Here is an 18,923-nt window from a genome sequence, read left to right as displayed (position 1 = left end):
CATGAGTTACTGGCACACGTTTTTCTTCGGGATCTACCCGTACATTGCGCTCAGCATCTTCCTGCTGGGCAGCCTGGTGCGCTTCGAGCGCGAGCAGTACACCTGGAAGAGCCAGAGTTCGCAGCTGCTCTACACGGGCACGATGCGCTGGGGGAACATCTTCTTCCACGTGGGTATCATCGGCCTGTTCTTCGGGCACCTGGTGGGCCTGCTCACGCCGGTGGCGGTCTGGGATGCACTGGGTGTGCCCCACAGCTTCAAGCAGGGGCTGGCCATGACGGCGGGCGGCATCATGGGCTCGCTGTGCCTGCTCGGTCTGGGCATGCTGCTGTACCGGCGCATCACCAACGCCCGCATCCGGGCGGTCACTTCCACCGGTGACAAGGTTCTGCTGGTCTGGATCCTGCTCACGCTGTTGCTGGGGCTTTCCTCCATCTTCGTGTCGGCCGGCCACATGGATGGCCACGAGATGGTGAAGCTGATGACCTGGGCACAGTACATCATCACCTTCAATGGCAAGGCAGCCGAGCAGATCGTCGATGTGAGCATCATCTTCAAGCTGCACATGTTCATGGGCATGACGCTGTTCATCCTGTTCCCGTTCACCCGTCTGGTGCACGTCTGGAGCGGCTTTGCCTCGCTGGGCTATCTGGGCCGTGCCTGGCAGCTGGTGCGCCAGCGCTGAACGGCACCGTCCCTGGGGCCGGCCGGGTCCATAACACACTGAACGGGCGGGTGGCATCGCTGTGGTGCTGCCTGCCCCTGATTATGGGGTCGGGCGCGGCATGGCTGCGCCCGGCACGTCTTTTGAGGACAGATCGTGGCAATTACCGTCAATGGTTCGGAATTCACCGATGCCGAAGTGGAGGCAGAACTGCCCCATCACCAGGATACGCCGCAGCCGCTGCGCAGCGCCTGCATCGCGCTGGCCCTGAAGCGCGTGATGCTGGACGAGGCGGCCGAGCTGGGGCATCCGGTGCAGGATGCCGAGGAGGCGGCCGACTGGCTGCTGTCCACGCAGGTCAGCGTTCCCACGGTGGATGAGGCCAGCTGCCGCCGCTATTACGACCAGCATCCCGAGCGTTTCCGGGTGGGCGGCTGGGTGGATGCCGACCACATCCTGTTTGCCGTGGCCGAAAACACGCCGCTCGATGCCCTGCGCGAGTTTGCCAATGAGACGCTGGCGCTGGTGCGCAGCCATCCGGAACGATTCGAGGCGCTGGCTGCCGAGCGCTCCAACTGTCCATCCTCCGAAAATGGTGGCGCACTCGGGCAGATGGTCCGGGGCGAGGCCGTGCCCGAGTTCGAGGCCGCGCTCTGGCGCATCACGCCGGGCACCATCGCCGAGGCGCTGATCGAAACCCGCTACGGCCTGCACATCGTGCGGGTCAACCGCCGGGACGAGGGGCGGCAGCTGCCCTTCGAACAGGTGCACGAAGCCATTGCACAGGCCCTGCTGGCCGCCAGTCGGGATGCCGCCTGGCGCCAGTATGTGCAGGTACTGCTGGGGCGTGCCAAAATCGAAGGGATCGATCTGGAGGGGGTCGACACGCCGCTGGTGCAGTAGGTCCACTGCAGGGGCAGGTACTGGTCGCTTGTCCGTTTCGGGGGCGACGCTGGTGGCCCACCCGTTTCAATGAACGGTAGCCTGCCCGTTTCGATGACTGGTGGGCCGGTCGGAGCCGTGCTGCTGCAATCCCGCAGGCCGGAGCAGAACAGGGTTGAACATGGACAGCGTATTGCCGCTTGATGCTTCTGCCGGGGCCGGCGCTCGTACGGGCGCCGGCCGTCTCACGGCTGGTGGTGCGTCCGGCGCCGCAGCGGATGGTGCGCTCGGCGTTGCGGCTGGTGTTTCGACCGGCGTGGGGGTATCCCGTGCAGCGGCCGGGCCGGATGACGGGTCGGGGACTCCTCGGCACGCATCAGACAGCGCCCCGAGGGAGGGTACGGCAGACTCGCCATCGCCGGATCAGGGGCCGGGCGCGCTGTCACCCGTGGCCAGCCGGCCGGCCTGGAAGAACCGGCTCTCCACCCGTATCGTCACCACCTCGGTGGTGGCGCTCATTCTCGTGCTGGGCATGGTGTTCGGTACGCTGTGGCTGTCGTGGCAGCTCGAAGGCGCGGCGGCGGCCATCAACGAAACCGGCAGCCTGCGCATGCGCGCCAACCGCATCGGCCTGCACCTGCTGCAGCGGCAGCAGGCGCTGGCGGCCCTGCAGCAGGCGTCGAACGGTTCACCGTCTCACGCGTCCGCGTCCGCGTCCGCGGCCGGGCCGGAGGCACGGCCGGCAACCGGTGCTCCGCAGCCGGCAGAGGATCACGCGCCTTCTCTTCTTCCTGCGACGCCTTCAGGCGGAACCCCGCAACCGGCAGGCGCCCGGTCTGTACCGGATGCTTCGCAGGCACAGGCCACATTCCGGCAGGCCGTGCAGGCCGCCACCCTGGATGTGCGGCACGACCTGCAGCAGCAGGGGCGCATTCTGGGCCGCTTTGCCGAGGGGGTACCCGGACGGCCCTTCTTCCTGTCTACCGATTCGGCCGTTCGCCAGCAGTTCCAGGCCGTTACCGAACGCTGGCAAGCCATGTCGCAGCTGGCGCAGCAGGCCCTGCACGATGGGGATGTGCGGGCCTACCTGAACCAGCTCGATGGCTTCGTCGATGAGGCCGACCGGTTGGTGCGCATGCTCGAAACGGGCAATGCCCGCAACACCACCCGACTGCGTGGCTCGCAGAGCGTGCTGATCGTCATGGCCTGCCTGGGCACGCTGGCGGTGGTCTTTCTGCTGTATCGCTGGATCATCCGGCCCGTACAGTCGCTGCACGACGGCATTCGCCGCATGGCGGAGCGTGATTTTTCCGTGCGGGTTCCTGTGACCAATACCGATGAGCTGGGCGTGATGGCCCAGGGCTTCAACCACATGGCCGGCCAGCTGCAGAGCCTGTACGAGGACCTGGGCGAGCACGTGCGCCAGAAAACTGCCGAACTCGAGCGTCAGAACCGTCAGCTCAGTGCGCTCTACGGCATGACGGCCTTTCTGAACAAGCCCAACGACATCGAGGCCCTGTGCCGTGGTTTTCTGGAACGGGTGATGGACGAATTCCATGCGGCGGCGGCCAGCATCCGTGTGCTGGACCCCAGTGGCGAGCGGCTGCACATCGTGGTGTCGCTGGGGTTTTCGTCGGCGCTGGAAGAAAGCGAACACTGCATGCGCACCAATGCCTGCTTCTGCGGCGAGGCCACGCAGCAGGGCACGATGGTCATCCGGGATTTCCGCAAGCTGCCCCGCCCCGAGGAAATCGGCTGCATGCGGGATGGTTTTCAGGGGGTGTCGGTATTTCAGATCGTCACACCCAAGGCCACGCTGGGTACCTTTTCGCTGCATTTCCGCGAACGCACCAGCATGACCGAACGCGAGGTGCAGCTGCTCGAGATGATGGGCCAGCACCTGGGTGTGGCGCTGGACAACCTGCGGCTGGGCGCCAAGGCCCGCCAGCTGGCGGTGGCCGAAGAGCGCAACCTGGTGGCGCAGGGGCTGCACGACAGTCTGGCGCAGGGGCTGAATTTCCTGAACCTGCAGACGCAGATGCTGGGCGGCGCCGTGCAGCACCGTCGCTGGGAGGAAGTGGAGGAAATCGTTCCGCTCCTGAAAACGGGCGTCTCGGAAAGCTATCAGGACGTACGCGAGCTGCTGCAGAATTTCCGTACGCGTCTGGCCGAGGGCTCGTTGCGCAAGGCGGTGGACGACACCATCGACCGTTTCCGCCGTCAGACCGGCACGGAAGTCGAGCTGCTGGTGGATGACCGCAATGGCGCGCCGCTGCATCCCGAGCAGCAGCTGCAGATCCTGTTCATCCTGCAGGAGGCACTTTCCAACGTGCGCAAGCATGCGCAGGCCACCCATGTCACGGTGCGTATCGACAACCACCGCGATTTCGTCATGCTCATTTTCGACAACGGCAGGGGGTATGATCCACAGGAAGTGGCTTCCCGCACGGCGCCGCACGTGGGGCTGTCGATCATGCGGGAGCGAGCTGCGCGCCTGGGCGGAAAACTGGACATGTGCAGCGCCCCGGGCAACGGTACCGAGGTGTCACTCATGCTGGCGCATGAAGACAGGCTGGTGTCCTGACCGGCACATCATGGTGTGCGCGATGGGCTGCCTTGCTGGTGGATGGCCCCGTCGTTGGCTGATCTGGATCATGGCGTATTCTTCTGGCTGTGTCATGCTGCAAAGTTCCACCTGGCCGCGGCGCTGTCCGCTTCTATCTGCATGAGCATCAGCATTCTGCTTGTCGACGATCACAACCTGTTTCGCTCGGGCGTGCGCCAGCTGCTGCAGCGCGAAACCGATCTGCAGATCGTGGCCGAAGCCTCCGACGGGCTGGAGGGGCTCAAGCGCGCCAAGGCCCTGCGCCCGGACGTGATCCTGCTCGACCTGAACATGCCGGGCCTGTCGGGACTGGAAACCCTGCACCTGCTCACGCAGGATGTGCCGCAGTCGCAGGTGGTCATTCTCACCGTGTCGGAAGAGGGCGAGGAGCTGGCCCAGGCGCTGCAGGCCGGTGCGGTGGGCTACCTCACCAAGAACATCGAGGCCGACACGCTGGTCACCGCCATCCGCAAGGCCAAGCGCGGCGAGCCGGTCATTTCCGACTCGATGACGGTCAAGCTGGTCGAGCAGTTTCGCTCACAGACGGCTGGCGGTTCGCCGCCACTGGCTGGTGATCCCGACGCCGGCATGGATGCCCTGGCGGCCGGTGGTGCTTCGGTTTCCGGCAGTACACCGATGTCCGGCAGTGCAGCAGTGTCTGGCGATGCGTCGATGCCGGGGGGCGCTTCGGTGTCCGGCCGCGCATCGCTGTCCGATGGGGCTGGTGGTAGCCCGCTGGCGGACGGGCGTACCGGTCTGTCTGGCGGACGCATGGCCGATGGCATCATGTCGCCCCCACCCATGGGTGGTGCAATGGCCGAGGCCGGTAGCGGGGGAGATGGCGGCATGGCGCCGGTGCGCCTCACGGCCCGGGAGCGCGAGATTATGCAGTGTCTGGCCCGGGGCGAGAGCAACAAGGAAATTGCCCGGCGGCTGGACGTGGCCGAGAGCACGGTCAAGATTCACGTCCAGAACATCATGAAGAAGACGGGCCTCACCAGCCGGGTGCAGATTGCCGTCTACGCCGTGGAGAACGGCCTGTCGGGCGGCGGTTGATCACCCGCGCGTCAGGAGGGTGTTCATCCCGGCCAGCAGCATGCGTGCGCTGCCGGCATTGCCCAGGGCAGGATCTGCCTGGGCCTGTGAATGGCCAATATCAGAAAAAGCGCCTCGCGAAGAGGCGCCCTGATGGGGAGATACCGGGCAAGGCGCCGGGTCGAAACGACCATGGCCGGCCCGGTGCGGAGGGGCTGCTCAGGCCGGCACGCCGATGATGACGCTGGAGGCCTTGAAGATGGCCTCGGCACGCTGGCCTTCGGCCAAGGCCAGTTCCTGCGCGCTTTCGTTGGTGACGACGGCAGCCACGGTGACGCCCGTACCGATTTCGAGGGTCACTTCGGTGTTGACGGCACCGGGTTGCACGCGGGTGATGTTGCCGGCCAGATGGTTGCGGGCAGACAGGCGCATGCCGTCGTTGCCGGTGGCCAGAATGACCGATGAGGCCTTGACCAGGGCAAACGCTTCCGAACCGACCTTCAGGCCCAGGCTTTCCGAGCTTTCGTGGGTGATGGTGGCGACGATCCGGTGGCCGCCCGGGATTTCCAGCTCGATCTCGTCATTGACAGCGCCGCGGTGGAAGGCGCTGACCTTGCCCTGGAACTGGTTGCGTGCGCTGGTTTTCATGCTCATTCTCCGTATCAGCAGGTAGTCGTCGGCGATGCCGTCTGCCTGGGCACACAGCTGTTCGACGAAGCGACGATGTTCGTTTTCGAGGATGTTGAAGTTGTCGATCAACTGCTGGCCACGCCGGGTCAGGCGTGTCCCTCCACCCCCCTTGCCGCCCACCACCCGTTCGACGAGGGGCTGGCCGGCCAGGTTGTTCATGAGGTCGATGGCATCCCAGGCGGCCTTGTAGCTCATGCCGATGGCCCTGGCTGCCTTCGAGATGGAACCGCTTTCGGCAATCTGGGCAAGCAGGCCGATGCGCCCCTTGCCGCCGAAATTCGTACCACCGACCGTCATCCAGATGGAGCCGTGCAATTCTATGGCATGACTGTTCTGTTTTTCTGTGACAGATGAGGTTTTTTCGTGAGTCATGGTGCTTTCCGGCTGAAATGGGGTGATGGATGGTGCTGAATCCAGAGAAAAAGGATTCGTTATTGGGAGTGGTTTATAGCGATTTTCGGGTATTGCGTATTGATATCTTTACACATGCCATGCTGTTCGTCATATGTTTTATTTTATGACGTCTGGTGCTGCTTCAGGGTATGCCCGGTTTTTTATGACGGAGTACCGTGTACCTCGCCCTATGGGTCAGAACAAGTCTCCAGTGGACAGACTTCCATAACCCGGGGTCGAAACAGGACAAGGAACGTGGCCAGATACGGAAAGGCATTCAAAGACAGAGCGGTAGTCCGGCTGCGGCCACCGGAGAGCGCTCCGGTGGATGTGGTGTCGCAAGAGCTGCATATCCCGGTGGCAACGCTGGAGTGCCGGCGTGTCGCTGCGCTGTCGGCACCCGAAAAAGGGTGCGTCTGGACCCCGGCCGTATGCTGGCCGCCGGCCGTGAGCTTATCGGCCGCCGGCTACCGGCCACCAGCCTTCAACCGTCGTGCAGGCGGGAGAGCAGCAGCTGTTTCCAGTTCTGGCCAATGCGCTGGCGCTCGTACAGGGGAGGGAAGCACACCTGCATCAGACGGGCGAGATCGGTCATGTCGCCCAGTCCCATGTCGCGCCAGAGTTCATGTTCGCCGTAGCAGGCAGCCGTCATGGCGTGGGCCAGCCAGCGGATCTTCTGTTCAGGCAGCTGTGGGTTGCGGCTCTGTTCCAGCAGTCTCAGCATGGACTGGAAGTCGCGTGGCTTGAGCGCCAGCAGCTGCTGGTACTGCACGTCGCGCAGGGGTTCGACTGGCTCCACTTCGGGAAACAGCCTGGCCAGAACCTCCAGCAGTTCTTCCTGCGGCAGCCCCAGCGTCCAGGCAAACAGGGGAAGGTCACCGTTCTGGGCGGCGCGCAGCACACCGGACACAGCCCGTTGCAGCAGGTAGGCGACATCATCGGGCAGGTCTTGCCCGGGCGCGAGGGAGGAAGGGGCGGTGCGGCTCATGGGGCGATGATCGCGCGTGCCGTGTATTGCTGCAAGCCCATCGGGGCATGGGAGAGGCAGCGTTTAGTGAACCCGGGTGCCATCCTGCATCTCCACCACATGCTGCCCAAGGGCATGGGCGTCTTCCGGGTCGTGGGTGATGAGGATCATCGGAACCTGCAGGCGCTCCTGCAGGGCCAGCAGCTCGGCGCGCATGGTGGTGCGCAGGGTTGGATCCAGGGCGGAGAAGGGTTCGTCGAGCAGCAGCGCGCGAGGTTCGGTCACCAGGGCCCGGGCCAGTGCCGTGCGCTGGCGCTGGCCGCCGGACAGCTCCGACGGGTACTGTCCGGCCAGCGGGGCCAGGCCGAAGATGTCCAGCCAGCGGGCCACGGAGGCCGGCCACTGGGCCGGCTGGGCATGGCACGGCGGGTTGCGCCAGCCGGTGCTCAGGGCGAAGGCCACGTTCTGGTACACCGTGAGGTGGGGAAAGAGCGCATAGTCCTGGAACACGTAGGCCAGGCGACGTTCCTGCGCGGGCAGCCAGATGTTCTGCGCCGCATCGAAGAGCGTATCGCCGTCCAGCCGGATATGACCGGAATCCGGGCGCAGCAGGCCGGCCAGCGCCTGCAGGGTCAGGCTCTTGCCGGATCCGGAGGCGCCGACGATGACGATGCGCTGGTGTTCGGACTGCAGTTGTACGGACAGCGTGAAGCTGCGGGTACCCGAGGTGAGCGTTTTCTGGATGTCGAGATCGAGCTTCACGGTGCAGGCGTCCGGAACTGAAGGTTGGGGGCAGGCAGCCGGCTGGGCCGGGGGGATGTGGTATGGCCCTGTTTTGAGATGTGCCCCGTCGGGAAAGGGAGCATGCGTGGGGGGCAATGTGTGCCGCGGCGGTGCCGGGCGCCTGCGAGGGCGGGGTTCATCGCCGCGCCAGCTGCCCCGGGGCCAGCTTGCCGGCCGACAGCAGCACGGCAATGCAGACGGCGGAGGTGACCAGTACCAGCATGTTGGCGGTGTCGTCCTGGCCGGCCTGGACGGCTTCGTAGATGGCGATGGAGAGCGTCTGCGTCTTGCCCGGGATGCTGCCGGCCACCATCAGGGTGGCGCCGAACTCGCCCAGGGCGCGGGCAAAGGCCAGCAGCAGCCCGGCCAGAATGCCACGCCAGGCCATGGGCAGCGTGACCCGGAAGAATACGGCGGCTTCCTTCAGCCCCAGTACGCGGGCGGCCTGTTCCAGCTGGCCGTCCACGGATTCGAACGCGGCACGGGCCGGCTTGAAGATCAGCGGAAAGGCCACGACGGATGCCGCGATGACGGCGCCCTGCCAGGTGAAGATCAGGTTGATGCCGAAGGTGCTGTTGAGCCATCCGCCCAGCCAGCCCCGGCGGCCGATGACCACGAGCAGGTAATAGCCCAGCACCGTGGGGGGCATCACCATGGGCAGTGTGAGGACCGTGTCGAGCAGTTCACGAACGGGGAAGCGCTTGCGCGCGAGCAGCCAGCCGACGGCCACGCCGAGAACGAGGTCGATGGCAGTGGCCAGACCAGCCACTTTCAGTGACAGCAGCAGGGCGGTCCAGGCAGCGGAATCCATGATGAGGGTAACAGCAGGAGGGTCATGCCGGGGGCTGACGTCTCAGGGTTTCCTGAAGAAGTACCTGGCCAGCACTTCCTGGCCTTCGGGGGCCAGGATGAAGGCCTGGAAGCGACGGGCCTCTTCGGGCTGGGCCGCGTCCTTCGTGATGGCCAGCGGGTACAGGATGGGCGTCTGGGTGGGAACCTCCAGCGCCGTCTTGACCTTGTCTTTCATGACGTAGGTGTCGGTGCCGTAAACGAAGCCGGCATCCACCTCACCCCGGGCCACGTAGTCCAGCGACTGGCGCACGTTCTGGGTGTTGACGGCCTTGGCGGAAACGGCCTTCCACAGGTGGGCGGCTTCCAGCGTGGCCTGGGTGTAGGCGCCGACCGGGACGCTGGCCGGATTGCCGATGGCGACCTTCTTGACATCGGCCTTCTTGAGATCGGCCAGTTTGGACAGGGTCAGCGTGCTGTCGGACGGCACGATCAGCACCAGGGTGTTCTGGACGAAGTTGTGACGGGTTTTGGGGTCGATCAGGTCCTGCTTCTCGGCCTTGTCCATGGTGGCCTGGTCGGCCGAGGCGAAGAGGTCGACCGGGGCGCCCTTGGACATCTGCTGCAGCAGGGCACCGGAGGCACCGAAGTTCAGCTGCACCTTGGCATCCGGATACTTGGCCTGGTACTTTTCGGCGATTTCCTTGAAGGCGTTGGTCAGGCTGGCGGCAGCGGAGACGGTGATGTCGGCGGCCTGGGCGGCCGTGGCAAAGAGGGACAGGGCGGCCAGTGCCAGCAGGTTCTTGCGGAAGGTCATGGTGAGTCCTGTAGATGGTTGAAGATCCCCCGACGCAATGAAGATCTCCGGGCGTAATGAAGATCCCGGACGCGGAGAAGATCCTGGGAGTGATGAAGCTCCCCGACAGGGAGGCGATCGATCACCGGAATATACACGTTTATATAACGGTGGTGCATTCAACGCATGGCTGGCGTTGATGTTGCTCAACCATCCGGGGTGTTTCTCAATTGCCCGGTGGCTCCTCAAGCGCCTGGGTGTTGTTCAACATTCGGGTGTTGCTCGAGGTCTGGAGGGACGCTCGGCCATCCGGGCAATTTCCCAGTCGTCCGGACGTTGCTCTGCCGCCTGGATGTCGTTCAACCGGCCGGGTGGTCATGAAAAAATTTTTCACGGTTGGCAGAATGGCGGTCTGTACTGTGTTTTTGTTTCAGGAGTCGAGATCATGGGTGTGCAGCTGGCAGGTCGGCGGGGCGCGGGAAGAGTGGCGCGTGGCGCAGTGGCAGAGCGCGGCGCAAGGGCGGTTGGTGGCGGGAGGCTCGGGTGTGAAGGGATGGCCGGCGGAATGGCCAGGGACGCAAGGATGCCCGGGGACGGCAGGATGATCAGGAATGACGGGGGGGCAGGAAATGACGCGAGGCTGTGGCGCGACCGGTCCGGGGCGCCCACACGCATGATGGTCGGGGCAGGCACGGTTGCACTGGCCGTGGCGGGGGCTCTGTGGACGATGACGGCAGCGCAGGCTGCATCCGGTTCTGCTGTGCCTGACGGGGATGTGTCGCTGCTGTCTGCCTCTCCGGATGGTCAGGTGAACGAGCAGGCAAATGGGCAGGTGAAGGGACAGGCATCGTCATCACAGGCAGATCATTCCTCCGCGGCGCCCATGGGCGCCGTGGTGGTGACGGCCACACGTGAAGCACAACCGCTGGCCGACAGTGTGAGTGACGTGGTACTGATCGACGGCGAGCGGCTGCATGCCAGTGGGCTGCATTCGGTGGAGGATGCGCTGCAGCGGTATGCGGGCCTGCAGCTGGCGCGCAATGGCGGCCCGGGGCAGAGTGCCGGCTACTTCCTGCGTGGTGTGGGGGCCAACGGGGTGGTGGTGCTGGTCGATGGTGTGCGCGTGGGCTCGGCCACGCTGGGGCAGACCCAGTTCGGTGCCCTGGACCTGGCCCAGCTCGAACGCATCGAGGTGGTGCGCGGACCGGCTTCCGGGCTGTATGGGGCAGATGCCGTGGGCGGGGTGATCAACCTCATTACCCGGCGTGGGCAGGGGGCGCCGAAACTGTCGGCCCATCTGGCCGTGGGGGGCTATGGCGGGCGGCAGGCCGGGGCGGACATCAGCGGTGCCGCCACCACGGGGCTGGGGCAGCTCGACTACGCGGTGAGTGTGGGGCGCGAGCAGAACCGGGGTGAATCGGCCATTCGCCCGAATGATCCCAACGGCTACTACAACCCGGACCGGGACGGCTTCCGTCGAACCGTGGGCACGGTGAACCTGGGACTGACCCCGGTGGCCGGGCACCGGGTGGGCCTGGTGGCAACGCAGTCGAAGCTGAACGCCCAGTACGACAGCGCCACCTGGGATGCCGCCACCGGCCAGAGCAATGCCCTGCAGGATTTCCGGAACCGGCTGACCACCCGCACGACGGCACTGGACTATCGTGGGAAGATGTCCGACCGCTGGACCACCTCGGCCCAGCTCGGGGCCGCCGAAGATGATGCAAAAAGTGGTGCAGCCAGTCCGGATCGCTACCGGACGGCGCGCCGCCAGTTTATCTGGCAGAACGCGCTGCAGCTGCAGCCCGGCCAGCAGCTGGTGCTGGGCTGGGAATACCTGCACGAGAAGGTGACGGCGGCCAGTTATGCCACGACCGGTGTGAACGGGGTGGGGGCGCAGCCGGATCATCGCAGCCGTCACAACCAGGGGCTGCTGGCGGGGTATACCGGCCAGTTCGGTACGGGGACCGACGTGCAGGCCAGCCTGCGGCACGATCACAATTCGGCCTACGGCAACAATACGACGGGCAGCCTGGGGGCTACCCAGGCACTGACGCAGAAGCTGAAACTGCGTGCGCAGGTGGGAACGAGCTTTCGCGCGCCCACCTTCAACGACCTGTACTACCCCAATTACGGGGTGGGCAGCCTGAAGCCGGAAAAGGGCCGCAGTGCCGAACTGGGCCTGTTGTGGCAGGCGCCGGGTACGCGCGCCGGTGTGACCGTCTATCGCAACAAAGTTCGCAACCTCATTGGTTATGACCCCGATACGACCGGAACCACGTGTCCTGCAGGCTATTTTGGCTGCGCTGCCAATACCGACCGGGCCACGCTGAAGGGGGCCACCCTCCAGACCATGCACGACTGGCGGCAGGTGCGTCTGAGTGCAGAATTCGATTTTCTGGATGCAAAGGATGATGCCACCGGCAAGCGCCTGAACCGGCGAGCGGCACACCAGCACAGTGTGGCGGCCGATTACCTGGGCGCAGGCTGGACGGCGGGCGCGACGCTCACGCGGGTGGGTGCGCGGCCCGACGGCGCGGTGCGGCTGGGCAGCTATGCCGTGCTGGATCTGCGGGCCCGCTGGGAAGTCGATCCACGCTGGACGCTGGAGGCCAGCGTGCTCAATGCGGCGGACAAGGACGTGGAACCGGTGCGCGGCTATCAGGGCCTGGGCAGGCAGTTCTGGCTGGGGGCGCGGGTAAATCTGGCGCTGTGATGTGACGCGTTCGTTCAGGCGGCCTGCTGCCGGAACCATTGCCCCATCAGCGCAAAGGCGTCCGGTACCGTGTCCAGCACGCCAGCCATTTCCACGAAGCCGTGGGTGTGGCCGGCGTAGTTGCGCAGCAGTACATCCACCCCGGCGCGTGACAGGGTCTGCGCGTAGGCGATGCCGTCGTCACGCAGCGGGTCCAGCCCGGCGGTGATGACCAGGGCTGGCGCAGCCCCCCGGTGGTCATTGGCCAGCAGGGGAGATGCCTGCCAGTGATGCGCGTGTTCTGGCTGTTCGTCCAGATAATGTCGCATGTGTTCACGCATCTGGGCCGTGGACAGGGGCGGCCGGTCGGCGTTGTCCGTCAGGGACGGATAGTGGGGCTCGAAGCCGCTGCGCAGGTCGGTTGCGGGGTAGATGAGCAGCTGGGCGACCAGCGGAGGAAGGTTTTCAGGCTGCGGGCTTTGGGACTGGGGTGGACTGTCCGGTGGAGGCAGGTTTTCCGGCTGGGCGTGACCATTGCCGGGAGACGGGCGATCTGTCCTGTGCCGATTGGCTGGCCGGTGTTGACTGTCTGTCCGGGCCTGATCGTCGGACTGGGGCAGGATATCTGCGGCCGGGCGCAACGCCAGGGCCACGATGGCTGCCAGATTGCCGCCGGCGCTGTCGCCAGCCACGCCGACCCGGTGTGCATCGATGGCCAGTGAGCCGGCGCTGGCCTGTATCCAGCGGGTGGCCGCGATGGCATCATGCGCGGCCTGGGGCCACGGCAGCTCAGGGGACAGCCCATAGTCCACCGAAATGACCACTGCCTGTGCGGCCAGTGCCAGCCGCCGGCAGACCCGGTCGTGTGTATCCAGATCGCCCATCGACCAGCCGCCGCCATGAAAATAGACGAGACAGGGGGGCGCCGCAAGGTCTGCCTGTGGCCGGTACAGCCGCATGTGCAGCGGGCGTTCATCGGTTTCGGCCACGAAATCGCGCACCTCGGCCACCTCCAGGACCGGACCGCCCACGCGCTGGCCAAACATTTTGTACCAGGCGCGCAGTCCCTTCAGGTCGGGCATGGGCATGACGGCGCCGGGGCCGTCCAGCTGTTCCAGCAGTTTCTGCTGCTCGACACGGTACTGGAAAAAGGCGGCCAGCTGGGGATGCATGTGGGAAAGCATGGATGAGCCCTGTTCGTGGCGGTTTGTGGGGGAGCATGGCGGGTTCTGTGGCGGATAGACGATGTTACCCGGCTGCTTGTCTTCGGCTTGTCATGCGCATATAGTATGCGCATGATCCATGCATGAGGGCCAGACAATGCCGATGGCAAACATGACCATATTCGATGCGCAGGCGCCCAAACGGGCCACCAATGTCAGTATCAACAGTGATCTGCTGGCAAAGGCTCGTGCGCTGAAAATCAACCTTTCAGCCACCCTGGAAAGGGCCTTGAGCGAGCAGCTGGCCCGGCAGCAGGAGGCTGCCTGGCGGCAGGAAAATACCGAGGCCATCGAGGCCTACAACCGCTTTGTCGAGATGCACGGCTGCTTCAGTGACGCAACACGGAGTTTCTGATCATGCAATTCTGGCTGCATGAGAATGCGAACCCTGCAACGCGACGTACGCATCCGTGGCTTCTTGATGTGCAGTCACCCCTCTTGGATGATCTGCGTACCGTGGTTGTCGTTCCACTGGTGCCACTGCGCACAGTGGCCAACAGGAAGGTAACACGCCTGACACCGGTGGTGGATGTGCAGGGAGAGCCCCATATCCTGATGGTTCCTTTGATGGCCGGTATTGATCGGCGGTATGTGGGGCGTCCTGTACATGATCTGTCCTTCTGTCGGGATGAGATCGTGGGTGCTTTGGATTTCCTGATCTCCGGAGTTTAGAGTGTGTCGTGAACTGGTTCGTCCCAATGTTCTCATGAGGGCGCGCGAGGACGCACGAGTCCATGACATGCCCTGGGGGGTACACCATCAAAAAAGGGGCTTCAGCCCCTTTTTTGATGTGTGATCAGGCTGATTTGCCAGAATCACAGCACGGCCAGCGCCGCCGCATAGTCCGGCTCGTGGGTCAGCTCGGACACCAGTTCGCTGTGCAGCACCTGGTCATTCTCGTCCAGTACCACCACCGCGCGGGCGGTCAGGCCGGCCAGCGGGCCGCTGGTCATGTCCACGCCGTAGTCCTTGCGGAACGTAGGGCTGCGGAAGCACGACAGGGTGACGACATTTTTCAGGCCCTCGGCGCCGCAGAAGCGGTTCTGCGCAAACGGCAGATCGCCCGAAATGCACAGCACGACGGTGTTGTCCAGTTTGGATGCCTCGGTGTTGAAGCGGCGTACCGAGGTTGCGCACACGCCGGTGTCCACGCTCGGGAAGATGTTCAGCACCTTGCGCTTGCCGGCATAGGTGGCCAGCGTGGATTCGCCCAGTTCCGCGTTGACGAGGCTGAAGGCCGGTGCCTTGCTGCCTTTGGCCGGCAGGGTGCCGGCTACATCGACGCTGACGGTATCGTGGAAAGTGACTTTGCTCATGAGGTTCTCCTGTGAGGGATGCGAATGGGACACGCCCGTGTGGCGATGATACCGGTCTGCGACATCAGGTGCGGAGCGCGGCCGCGCGGACGGTGCGTGCATGACATGACCCGTCCGCCAGCGCGCGTTGCCGTTCACTCGCCAGCCAGCTGCTGGTAGTAGCGCAGGCCGTCGCGCAGGTTGGGCAGGTGTTTGTTCACGTACGCCAGCCAGACGGTGGCGTTGCCGAGGTTTTCCTTCGCCCTGGCCAGCGCGGCGCGGGATTCCTTGCCGGGCTTCTGGGCGGCCTGCTGGCGGGCTGCCTTCAGGTCGGCCTCGGCCTTTGCCTTGAAGGCCCGGGCGCCCTTGAGACTCTTTTCCATGGCGGGCAGCGACACGTCGCGGATGCGGCGATACTGGGCCTTCCAGGTGTCTGCAGCGTTCATCAGCGGGCAGGCCACAGGGGCCGATACCGTGTTGTCGCGCATGTCGAAGGTGGTGATGGTGCAGGCGCCGGCGCGGCCGATGCCGTCGATGCCCTTCACGCTGCTGTCCAGATGGATCCGGTGCAGCAGGGCGCCGCGGGTGGCGTTGTCACCTTCCCAGGTCTTGGTGGTCACGTAGACATCGGTGCCCTTGCCGGTGTGGCGCACGTACAGGTTCGAGGGGGAATCCTGGAACGTGATGTTGACGAACTGGCCGGGCTGGAAGGCTTTGCGTTCGGGGGACAGGGCGGCCACCGTCACGGTGTTGCTTTCGTAGTTGGTGGTGAAGGCCTGCTGGCTGTCGGGGCTGTACCCCACTTCCACACTGCCCGAACCGGTGAGCAGCGCGCTGCGGGCGCCGCTCACCGGATCGATCACCATCAGGTTGGGGCGACCGGACACGTCATTGTTGCTGGCCACCAGCGACATGCCGGGGCCGGACACATAGTTGTAGATGTTGAGGCTTTCGAAGGTGGGCGAGAGCTGGTTCACGGTGCCGTTCTGGGCATCCACCGAGGTCACGGCACGTCCGCCGGTGATCAGGCTGCCCATGCGGTAGAGCATTGGGATGACCAGCCGGGCCTTTTCGGTGGGCTCGACGGCATAGCCTGCGGCGTGATCCCCCGCGGGGGTGTACTTCATGATGTAGCCCGACGGATCCTTCGCGCCGAAACTGTTGTAGTTGATGTAGAAGTTGCCCATTTCATCCATCTGCACATAGCGGCCCCGGTAGGTGTCGCCATGGATGGTGCTGTCGGGCTTGCGGCAGGTGCTGGTGTGCTTTTCCAGGTCGACCAGGCTGAAGGCGCTCTGGTGGGTGTGGGTCACGACGGCCTTCCTGCCCAGCCGGTCGATGGCAATGGCGTGGGCCGCAAAGGGCAGGGGCATGGCCTGTTTGAAGGCCAGCGTGTCTGCATCCAGCATCACCAGGGCGCCGGGTGTCACACCGGGGGCCGAGGCGCCGCCGAAGGTGGCGTACAGGGTGCCGCCGTGTTCGGTCATTTGGTAGAAACCATTCATCAGGATGGGCTGGCCAGCCTCGGGATCGTTCCTTTTCCCCTTGGGCACCGGCCGCTTCGTGCCGGCCAGGGTGAAGCCATAGTCGTCACCGTGGCTGGCCCATTTGGCATCGTAGCCTTCCAGTCCTTCGCAGCCCGTGGTGGGTTTGAAGCTCAGTGGCCTGGTGGCCCTGTTGCCGGAACCGTGGGTGGTGCCGTCTGCCAGCGGGGCGGCCTGGCTGGTGGTGCTGATCAGGGTGCTGCTGGCAAGGGCCATGGCAACAGCCAGGCCAACGCGTGAAATGCGTGGGTGCATGGAGGAAATTTCCTGGGAAATGGGCGTACCGGGAGCGTGCCGGGGGGCGTGTACCGGGACCGGCCGTGCCGGAACGGAAAGGAGGCTAATGATAGTGAGAGAGATTATTATGCCCTATTCAAAAGAAAAACATCCCGGTTTTGACATTGTTTTGCCGATACTTCCGGGTGGGCAGTTTCAGTATTAACTATTCTTCACAATCGGGTTCGGTCACGGTGGACGGGGCCGATCTTGTCAGGCAGGAAATCCGAAAGCGCCGGGCAGGTTGCCCAAAAGCGTCGGGCTGGCTGGAAGGCTGTGGAAGGTGCAGGAGGAGGGTGGCTCGTGGCAGCTGCAGGGCTGCGGGCGGTCGGGCAACAGGGGCCTGCTCATTGCGGACTGGCCGACCGCCGCTGTGCAGGGCCAGGAGAAGAGAAACTGGCTGTGATGGCAGGGGGGCGCAGGCACCGGGCACAGGCAGCAGGCACAGGCACAGGCGACAGGCGACAGGCGACAGGCGACAGGCGACAGGCGACAGGCGACAGGCGACAGGCGACAGGCGACAGGCGACAGGCCGGCGTGATGGTGGAAGACGGTCGGGAAGAGAGAGGAGGCGTATCAGATGAAGGCCAGAAACGAAAAAACCGGACCAGCCTTGCGGCGGATCCGGTTTTTGATGTTCTGGTCGGGGTGAGAGGATTCGAACCTCCGGCCTCTACGTCCCGAACGTAGCGCTCTACCAGGCTAAGCTACACCCCGATGGTCTTACCCGTTCCTGCCAAACACCAAAGCTTACTTGTTACGCGAGATCGAGTAAGAAGATAAGTATAGCAAGGCTTCCTTGAATTGGGAAGGGGGTACGTGGATCAGTGCATCGCGTGCCCGTTGCGCCTCCTGTTCGGCCAGGGTGCGGGCATAGCCCAGGGCGTCGCAGCGCAGGATGGCCTGGTGGATGGCGTCGAAGTGCTCGGTCTCGCCATTGATGATGGCCTGGCGGACGATTTCGCGGTCGGCGGGCGCTCCCACTTCCATCACACGGATGAGGGGCAGGGTGGCCTTGCCCTCGCGCAGGTCGTCGCCGATGTTCTTGCCAAGGGTGTCGCGCTCGCCGGAGTAGTCCAGCACGTCGTCGATGATCTGGAACGCCGTGCCCATGTGGCGGCCGTAGGTTGCAGCAGCGTCTTCCAGCTCGGGCGTGGCACCGGCCAGGATGGCGCCGATGCGTGCCGACGCCTCGAACAGCTTGGCCGTCTTGAAGCGGATGACCTGCAGGTAGGCGGCTTCGTCCACGTCGGGGTCGTTGCAGTTGAGCAGCTGCAGCACCTCGCCCTCGGCAATGACATTGGTGGCGTCGGCCAGCGTCTTGAGGATGCTGATTTGCTCCACTTCCACCATCATCTGGAACGAGCGGGAGTAGAGGAAGTCGCCCACCAGCACCGCGGCCGGGTTGCCGAACTGGGCGTTGGCCGTGGGGGCGCCGCGGCGCAGCGTGGATTCGTCGACGATGTCGTCGTGCAGCAGCGTGGCGGTGTGGATGAACTCGACCACCGCAGCCAGCAGCCAGTGATGGCCTTCCTTCTGGTGGGCGTCGGAGTTGCCGTAGCCCAGCGCACGGGCAAACAGGGTGAGCAGCACCGGCCGCAACCGCTTGCCGCCTGCGCCGATGATGTAGCTGGCGATGGTGCGGATGAGGGCGACGGGGCTGTCGAGACGTTCCTTGATGACCCGGTCGACCTGGGCAAGATCGTCTGTGATGATCGGATAGGCGTCGTAGGGCTTCAAGATGTCGTGCTGGTTGGCGTTGGCCGGAGGATGGTCTGCCGGAAAGTTGCCTATTGTAGAGGGGAAGGCGCGGGCCGGTGCCGCGGATCCGCAGGGATCCCTGCAGGCAGGGGCGGCAGCGTCCCCGGTACAGGCGTTTTCCGACAGGAGGAGACCGGCTGTGGCAACTCTGCCACGCCGGACCGATGTCCGGAAAGGTCCGATTATATGGGCGGAAGACAGGGGCCGGCCGGGCGGCGCCGTTACAGCCGCTGCCGTCCTGTCCTGCACACCCAACGGGAGGCGGGGATGAGCGGGTCCATGACACGCCCCAGGGCGTTGGGGGCTGCTTTCACGGCCGGGCCGCCGTCGCGCCTTCTTTTCACGTTTGATGTGTCACATTGGTTGACATGGTGCGGGAGCAGAGGCGTGTGCCGGAAGTGGAGGCGTGGAGGCAGGAAGAAGGCAGGTGGCCCAGACGGTGGCCCAGGCGTGGGACAGGCGTGGGACAGGCGTGGGACAGGCGTGGACAGGCGTGGACAGGCGTGGGACAGGCAGGGTACAGGC

Annotated in this window: 16 protein-coding genes, 1 tRNA gene and 1 pseudogene; 8 read left to right on the top strand and 10 right to left on the bottom strand. The window is 64.8% G+C overall.

The window, feature by feature from the left end; genetic code table 11:
• Position 1: 1 nt before the first annotated feature.
• The 4 genes from narI (at position 2) to EHV23_RS16060 (ending at position 5,207) form a co-directional block, all read left to right on the top strand.
• Entirely contained in the window at positions 2-685 is a 684-nt protein-coding gene (gene narI / locus EHV23_RS08175; RefSeq protein ID WP_125095645.1) for a respiratory nitrate reductase subunit gamma, read from the top strand.
• A gap of 135 nt (positions 686-820) precedes the next feature.
• Positions 821-1,567, top strand: a complete 747-nt coding sequence (locus tag EHV23_RS08170) for a peptidylprolyl isomerase (protein ID WP_125095644.1) — start codon at positions 821-823, stop codon at positions 1,565-1,567.
• A gap of 160 nt (positions 1,568-1,727) precedes the next feature.
• Positions 1,728-4,130: a HAMP domain-containing protein gene (locus EHV23_RS08160; RefSeq protein ID WP_238990390.1), complete on the top strand. Its 2,403-nt coding sequence runs from the start codon at positions 1,728-1,730 to the stop codon at positions 4,128-4,130.
• 141 nt (positions 4,131-4,271) lie between these two features.
• Positions 4,272-5,207, top strand: a complete 936-nt coding sequence (locus EHV23_RS16060; protein ID WP_238990389.1) for a response regulator — start codon at positions 4,272-4,274, stop codon at positions 5,205-5,207.
• 198 nt (positions 5,208-5,405) lie between these two features.
• Here EHV23_RS16060 and EHV23_RS08145 read toward each other — a convergent pair whose 3' ends face one another.
• Positions 5,406-6,248, bottom strand: coding sequence for a TOBE domain-containing protein (locus EHV23_RS08145; protein ID WP_203228951.1), 843 nt, complete (start codon positions 6,246-6,248; stop codon positions 5,406-5,408).
• A gap of 276 nt (positions 6,249-6,524) precedes the next feature.
• Between EHV23_RS08145 and EHV23_RS16055 the strand changes: the two are divergent.
• A pseudogene (locus tag EHV23_RS16055) lies at positions 6,525-6,692 on the top strand (IS3-like element ISAzo10 family transposase); the annotation flags it as partial.
• Between the two features lie 61 nt (positions 6,693-6,753).
• Here EHV23_RS16055 and EHV23_RS08140 read toward each other — a convergent pair.
• The 4 genes from EHV23_RS08140 to modA form a co-directional block, all read right to left on the bottom strand.
• Positions 6,754-7,257 carry a nitrogen fixation protein NifQ gene (locus tag EHV23_RS08140; protein ID WP_125095643.1) on the bottom strand — a complete coding sequence of 168 codons (504 nt, stop codon included), beginning with the start codon at positions 7,255-7,257 and terminating at the stop codon, positions 6,754-6,756.
• Positions 7,258-7,320: 63 nt separating this feature from the next.
• On the bottom strand, positions 7,321-7,998 hold the full coding sequence (locus EHV23_RS08135; RefSeq protein ID WP_125095642.1) for a sulfate/molybdate ABC transporter ATP-binding protein: 678 nt from the start codon (positions 7,996-7,998) through the stop codon (positions 7,321-7,323).
• 157 nt (positions 7,999-8,155) lie between these two features.
• Positions 8,156-8,830 carry a molybdate ABC transporter permease subunit gene (gene modB, locus EHV23_RS08130; protein WP_125095641.1) on the bottom strand — a complete coding sequence of 225 codons (675 nt, stop codon included), beginning with the start codon at positions 8,828-8,830 and terminating at the stop codon, positions 8,156-8,158.
• A gap of 42 nt (positions 8,831-8,872) precedes the next feature.
• On the bottom strand, positions 8,873-9,625 hold the full coding sequence (gene modA, locus EHV23_RS08125; protein ID WP_125095640.1) for a molybdate ABC transporter substrate-binding protein: 753 nt from the start codon (positions 9,623-9,625) through the stop codon (positions 8,873-8,875).
• Between the two features lie 652 nt (positions 9,626-10,277).
• Between modA and EHV23_RS08120 the strand changes: the two genes are divergently transcribed.
• On the top strand, positions 10,278-12,320 hold the full coding sequence (locus tag EHV23_RS08120; protein ID WP_158615894.1) for a TonB-dependent receptor domain-containing protein: 2,043 nt from the start codon (positions 10,278-10,280) through the stop codon (positions 12,318-12,320).
• Positions 12,321-12,334: 14 nt separating this feature from the next.
• On the opposite strand, the gene EHV23_RS08115 is transcribed toward EHV23_RS08120, so the two are convergent.
• A complete protein-coding gene (locus EHV23_RS08115; RefSeq protein ID WP_125095638.1) occupies positions 12,335-13,483 on the bottom strand; it encodes an alpha/beta hydrolase in 1,149 nt (382 codons plus the stop codon).
• Between the two features lie 151 nt (positions 13,484-13,634).
• On the opposite strand from EHV23_RS08115, the gene EHV23_RS08110 reads away from it, so the two are divergent.
• Positions 13,635-13,877: a type II toxin-antitoxin system CcdA family antitoxin gene (locus tag EHV23_RS08110; RefSeq protein ID WP_203228950.1), complete on the top strand. Its 243-nt coding sequence runs from the start codon at positions 13,635-13,637 to the stop codon at positions 13,875-13,877.
• A gap of 2 nt (positions 13,878-13,879) precedes the next feature.
• Complete coding sequence (locus tag EHV23_RS08105; protein WP_203228949.1) at positions 13,880-14,194, top strand: CcdB family protein; 315 nt, start codon at positions 13,880-13,882, stop codon at positions 14,192-14,194.
• 143 nt (positions 14,195-14,337) lie between these two features.
• Here the strand turns inward: EHV23_RS08105 and tpx are convergent, their stop codons facing one another.
• The 4 genes from tpx to EHV23_RS08085 all read right to left on the bottom strand — a co-directional run bounded on the left by tpx (position 14,338) and on the right by EHV23_RS08085 (position 18,377).
• On the bottom strand, positions 14,338-14,838 hold the full coding sequence (gene tpx / locus EHV23_RS08100) for a thiol peroxidase (protein ID WP_125095635.1): 501 nt from the start codon (positions 14,836-14,838) through the stop codon (positions 14,338-14,340).
• 134 nt (positions 14,839-14,972) lie between these two features.
• Positions 14,973-16,616 carry a YncE family protein gene (locus EHV23_RS08095; protein ID WP_125095634.1) on the bottom strand — a complete coding sequence of 548 codons (1,644 nt, stop codon included), beginning with the start codon at positions 16,614-16,616 and terminating at the stop codon, positions 14,973-14,975.
• Between the two features lie 661 nt (positions 16,617-17,277).
• Positions 17,278-17,354, bottom strand: a tRNA-Pro gene (locus EHV23_RS08090).
• Positions 17,355-17,387: 33 nt separating this feature from the next.
• A complete protein-coding gene (locus EHV23_RS08085; protein ID WP_125095633.1) occupies positions 17,388-18,377 on the bottom strand; it encodes a polyprenyl synthetase family protein in 990 nt (329 codons plus the stop codon).
• Positions 18,378-18,923: the final 546 nt, after the last annotated feature.

The sequence above is a fragment of the Lautropia dentalis genome (assembly GCF_003892345.1).
GTDB lineage: Bacteria > Pseudomonadota > Gammaproteobacteria > Burkholderiales > Burkholderiaceae_E > Lautropia > Lautropia dentalis.
Note: the sequence above shows the minus strand (reverse complement) of the source record. Positions and strands in the feature narration are given on the sequence as shown.

What these genes read in the sequence shown, in the direction of transcription:
- modA (WP_125095640.1), bottom strand. Translation starts at nt 9,625, where the DNA reads ATGACCTTCCGCAAGAACCTGCTGGCACTGGCCGCCCTGTCCCTCTTT.
- tpx (WP_125095635.1), bottom strand. Translation starts at nt 14,838, where the DNA reads ATGAGCAAAGTCACTTTCCACGATACCGTCAGCGTCGATGTAGCCGGC.
- EHV23_RS08120 (WP_158615894.1), top strand. Translation starts at nt 10,278, where the DNA reads ATGATGGTCGGGGCAGGCACGGTTGCACTGGCCGTGGCGGGGGCTCTG.
- EHV23_RS08140 (WP_125095643.1), bottom strand. Translation starts at nt 7,257, where the DNA reads ATGAGCCGCACCGCCCCTTCCTCCCTCGCGCCCGGGCAAGACCTGCCC.
- EHV23_RS08145 (WP_203228951.1), bottom strand. Translation starts at nt 6,248, where the DNA reads ATGACTCACGAAAAAACCTCATCTGTCACAGAAAAACAGAACAGTCAT.
- narI (WP_125095645.1), top strand. Translation starts at nt 2, where the DNA reads ATGAGTTACTGGCACACGTTTTTCTTCGGGATCTACCCGTACATTGCG.
- EHV23_RS08110 (WP_203228950.1), top strand. Translation starts at nt 13,635, where the DNA reads ATGACCATATTCGATGCGCAGGCGCCCAAACGGGCCACCAATGTCAGT.
- EHV23_RS08160 (WP_238990390.1), top strand. Translation starts at nt 1,728, where the DNA reads ATGGACAGCGTATTGCCGCTTGATGCTTCTGCCGGGGCCGGCGCTCGT.
- EHV23_RS08095 (WP_125095634.1), bottom strand. Translation starts at nt 16,616, where the DNA reads ATGCACCCACGCATTTCACGCGTTGGCCTGGCTGTTGCCATGGCCCTT.
- EHV23_RS08105 (WP_203228949.1), top strand. Translation starts at nt 13,880, where the DNA reads ATGCAATTCTGGCTGCATGAGAATGCGAACCCTGCAACGCGACGTACG.
- EHV23_RS16060 (WP_238990389.1), top strand. Translation starts at nt 4,272, where the DNA reads ATGAGCATCAGCATTCTGCTTGTCGACGATCACAACCTGTTTCGCTCG.
- modB (WP_125095641.1), bottom strand. Translation starts at nt 8,830, where the DNA reads ATGGATTCCGCTGCCTGGACCGCCCTGCTGCTGTCACTGAAAGTGGCT.
- EHV23_RS08115 (WP_125095638.1), bottom strand. Translation starts at nt 13,483, where the DNA reads ATGCTTTCCCACATGCATCCCCAGCTGGCCGCCTTTTTCCAGTACCGT.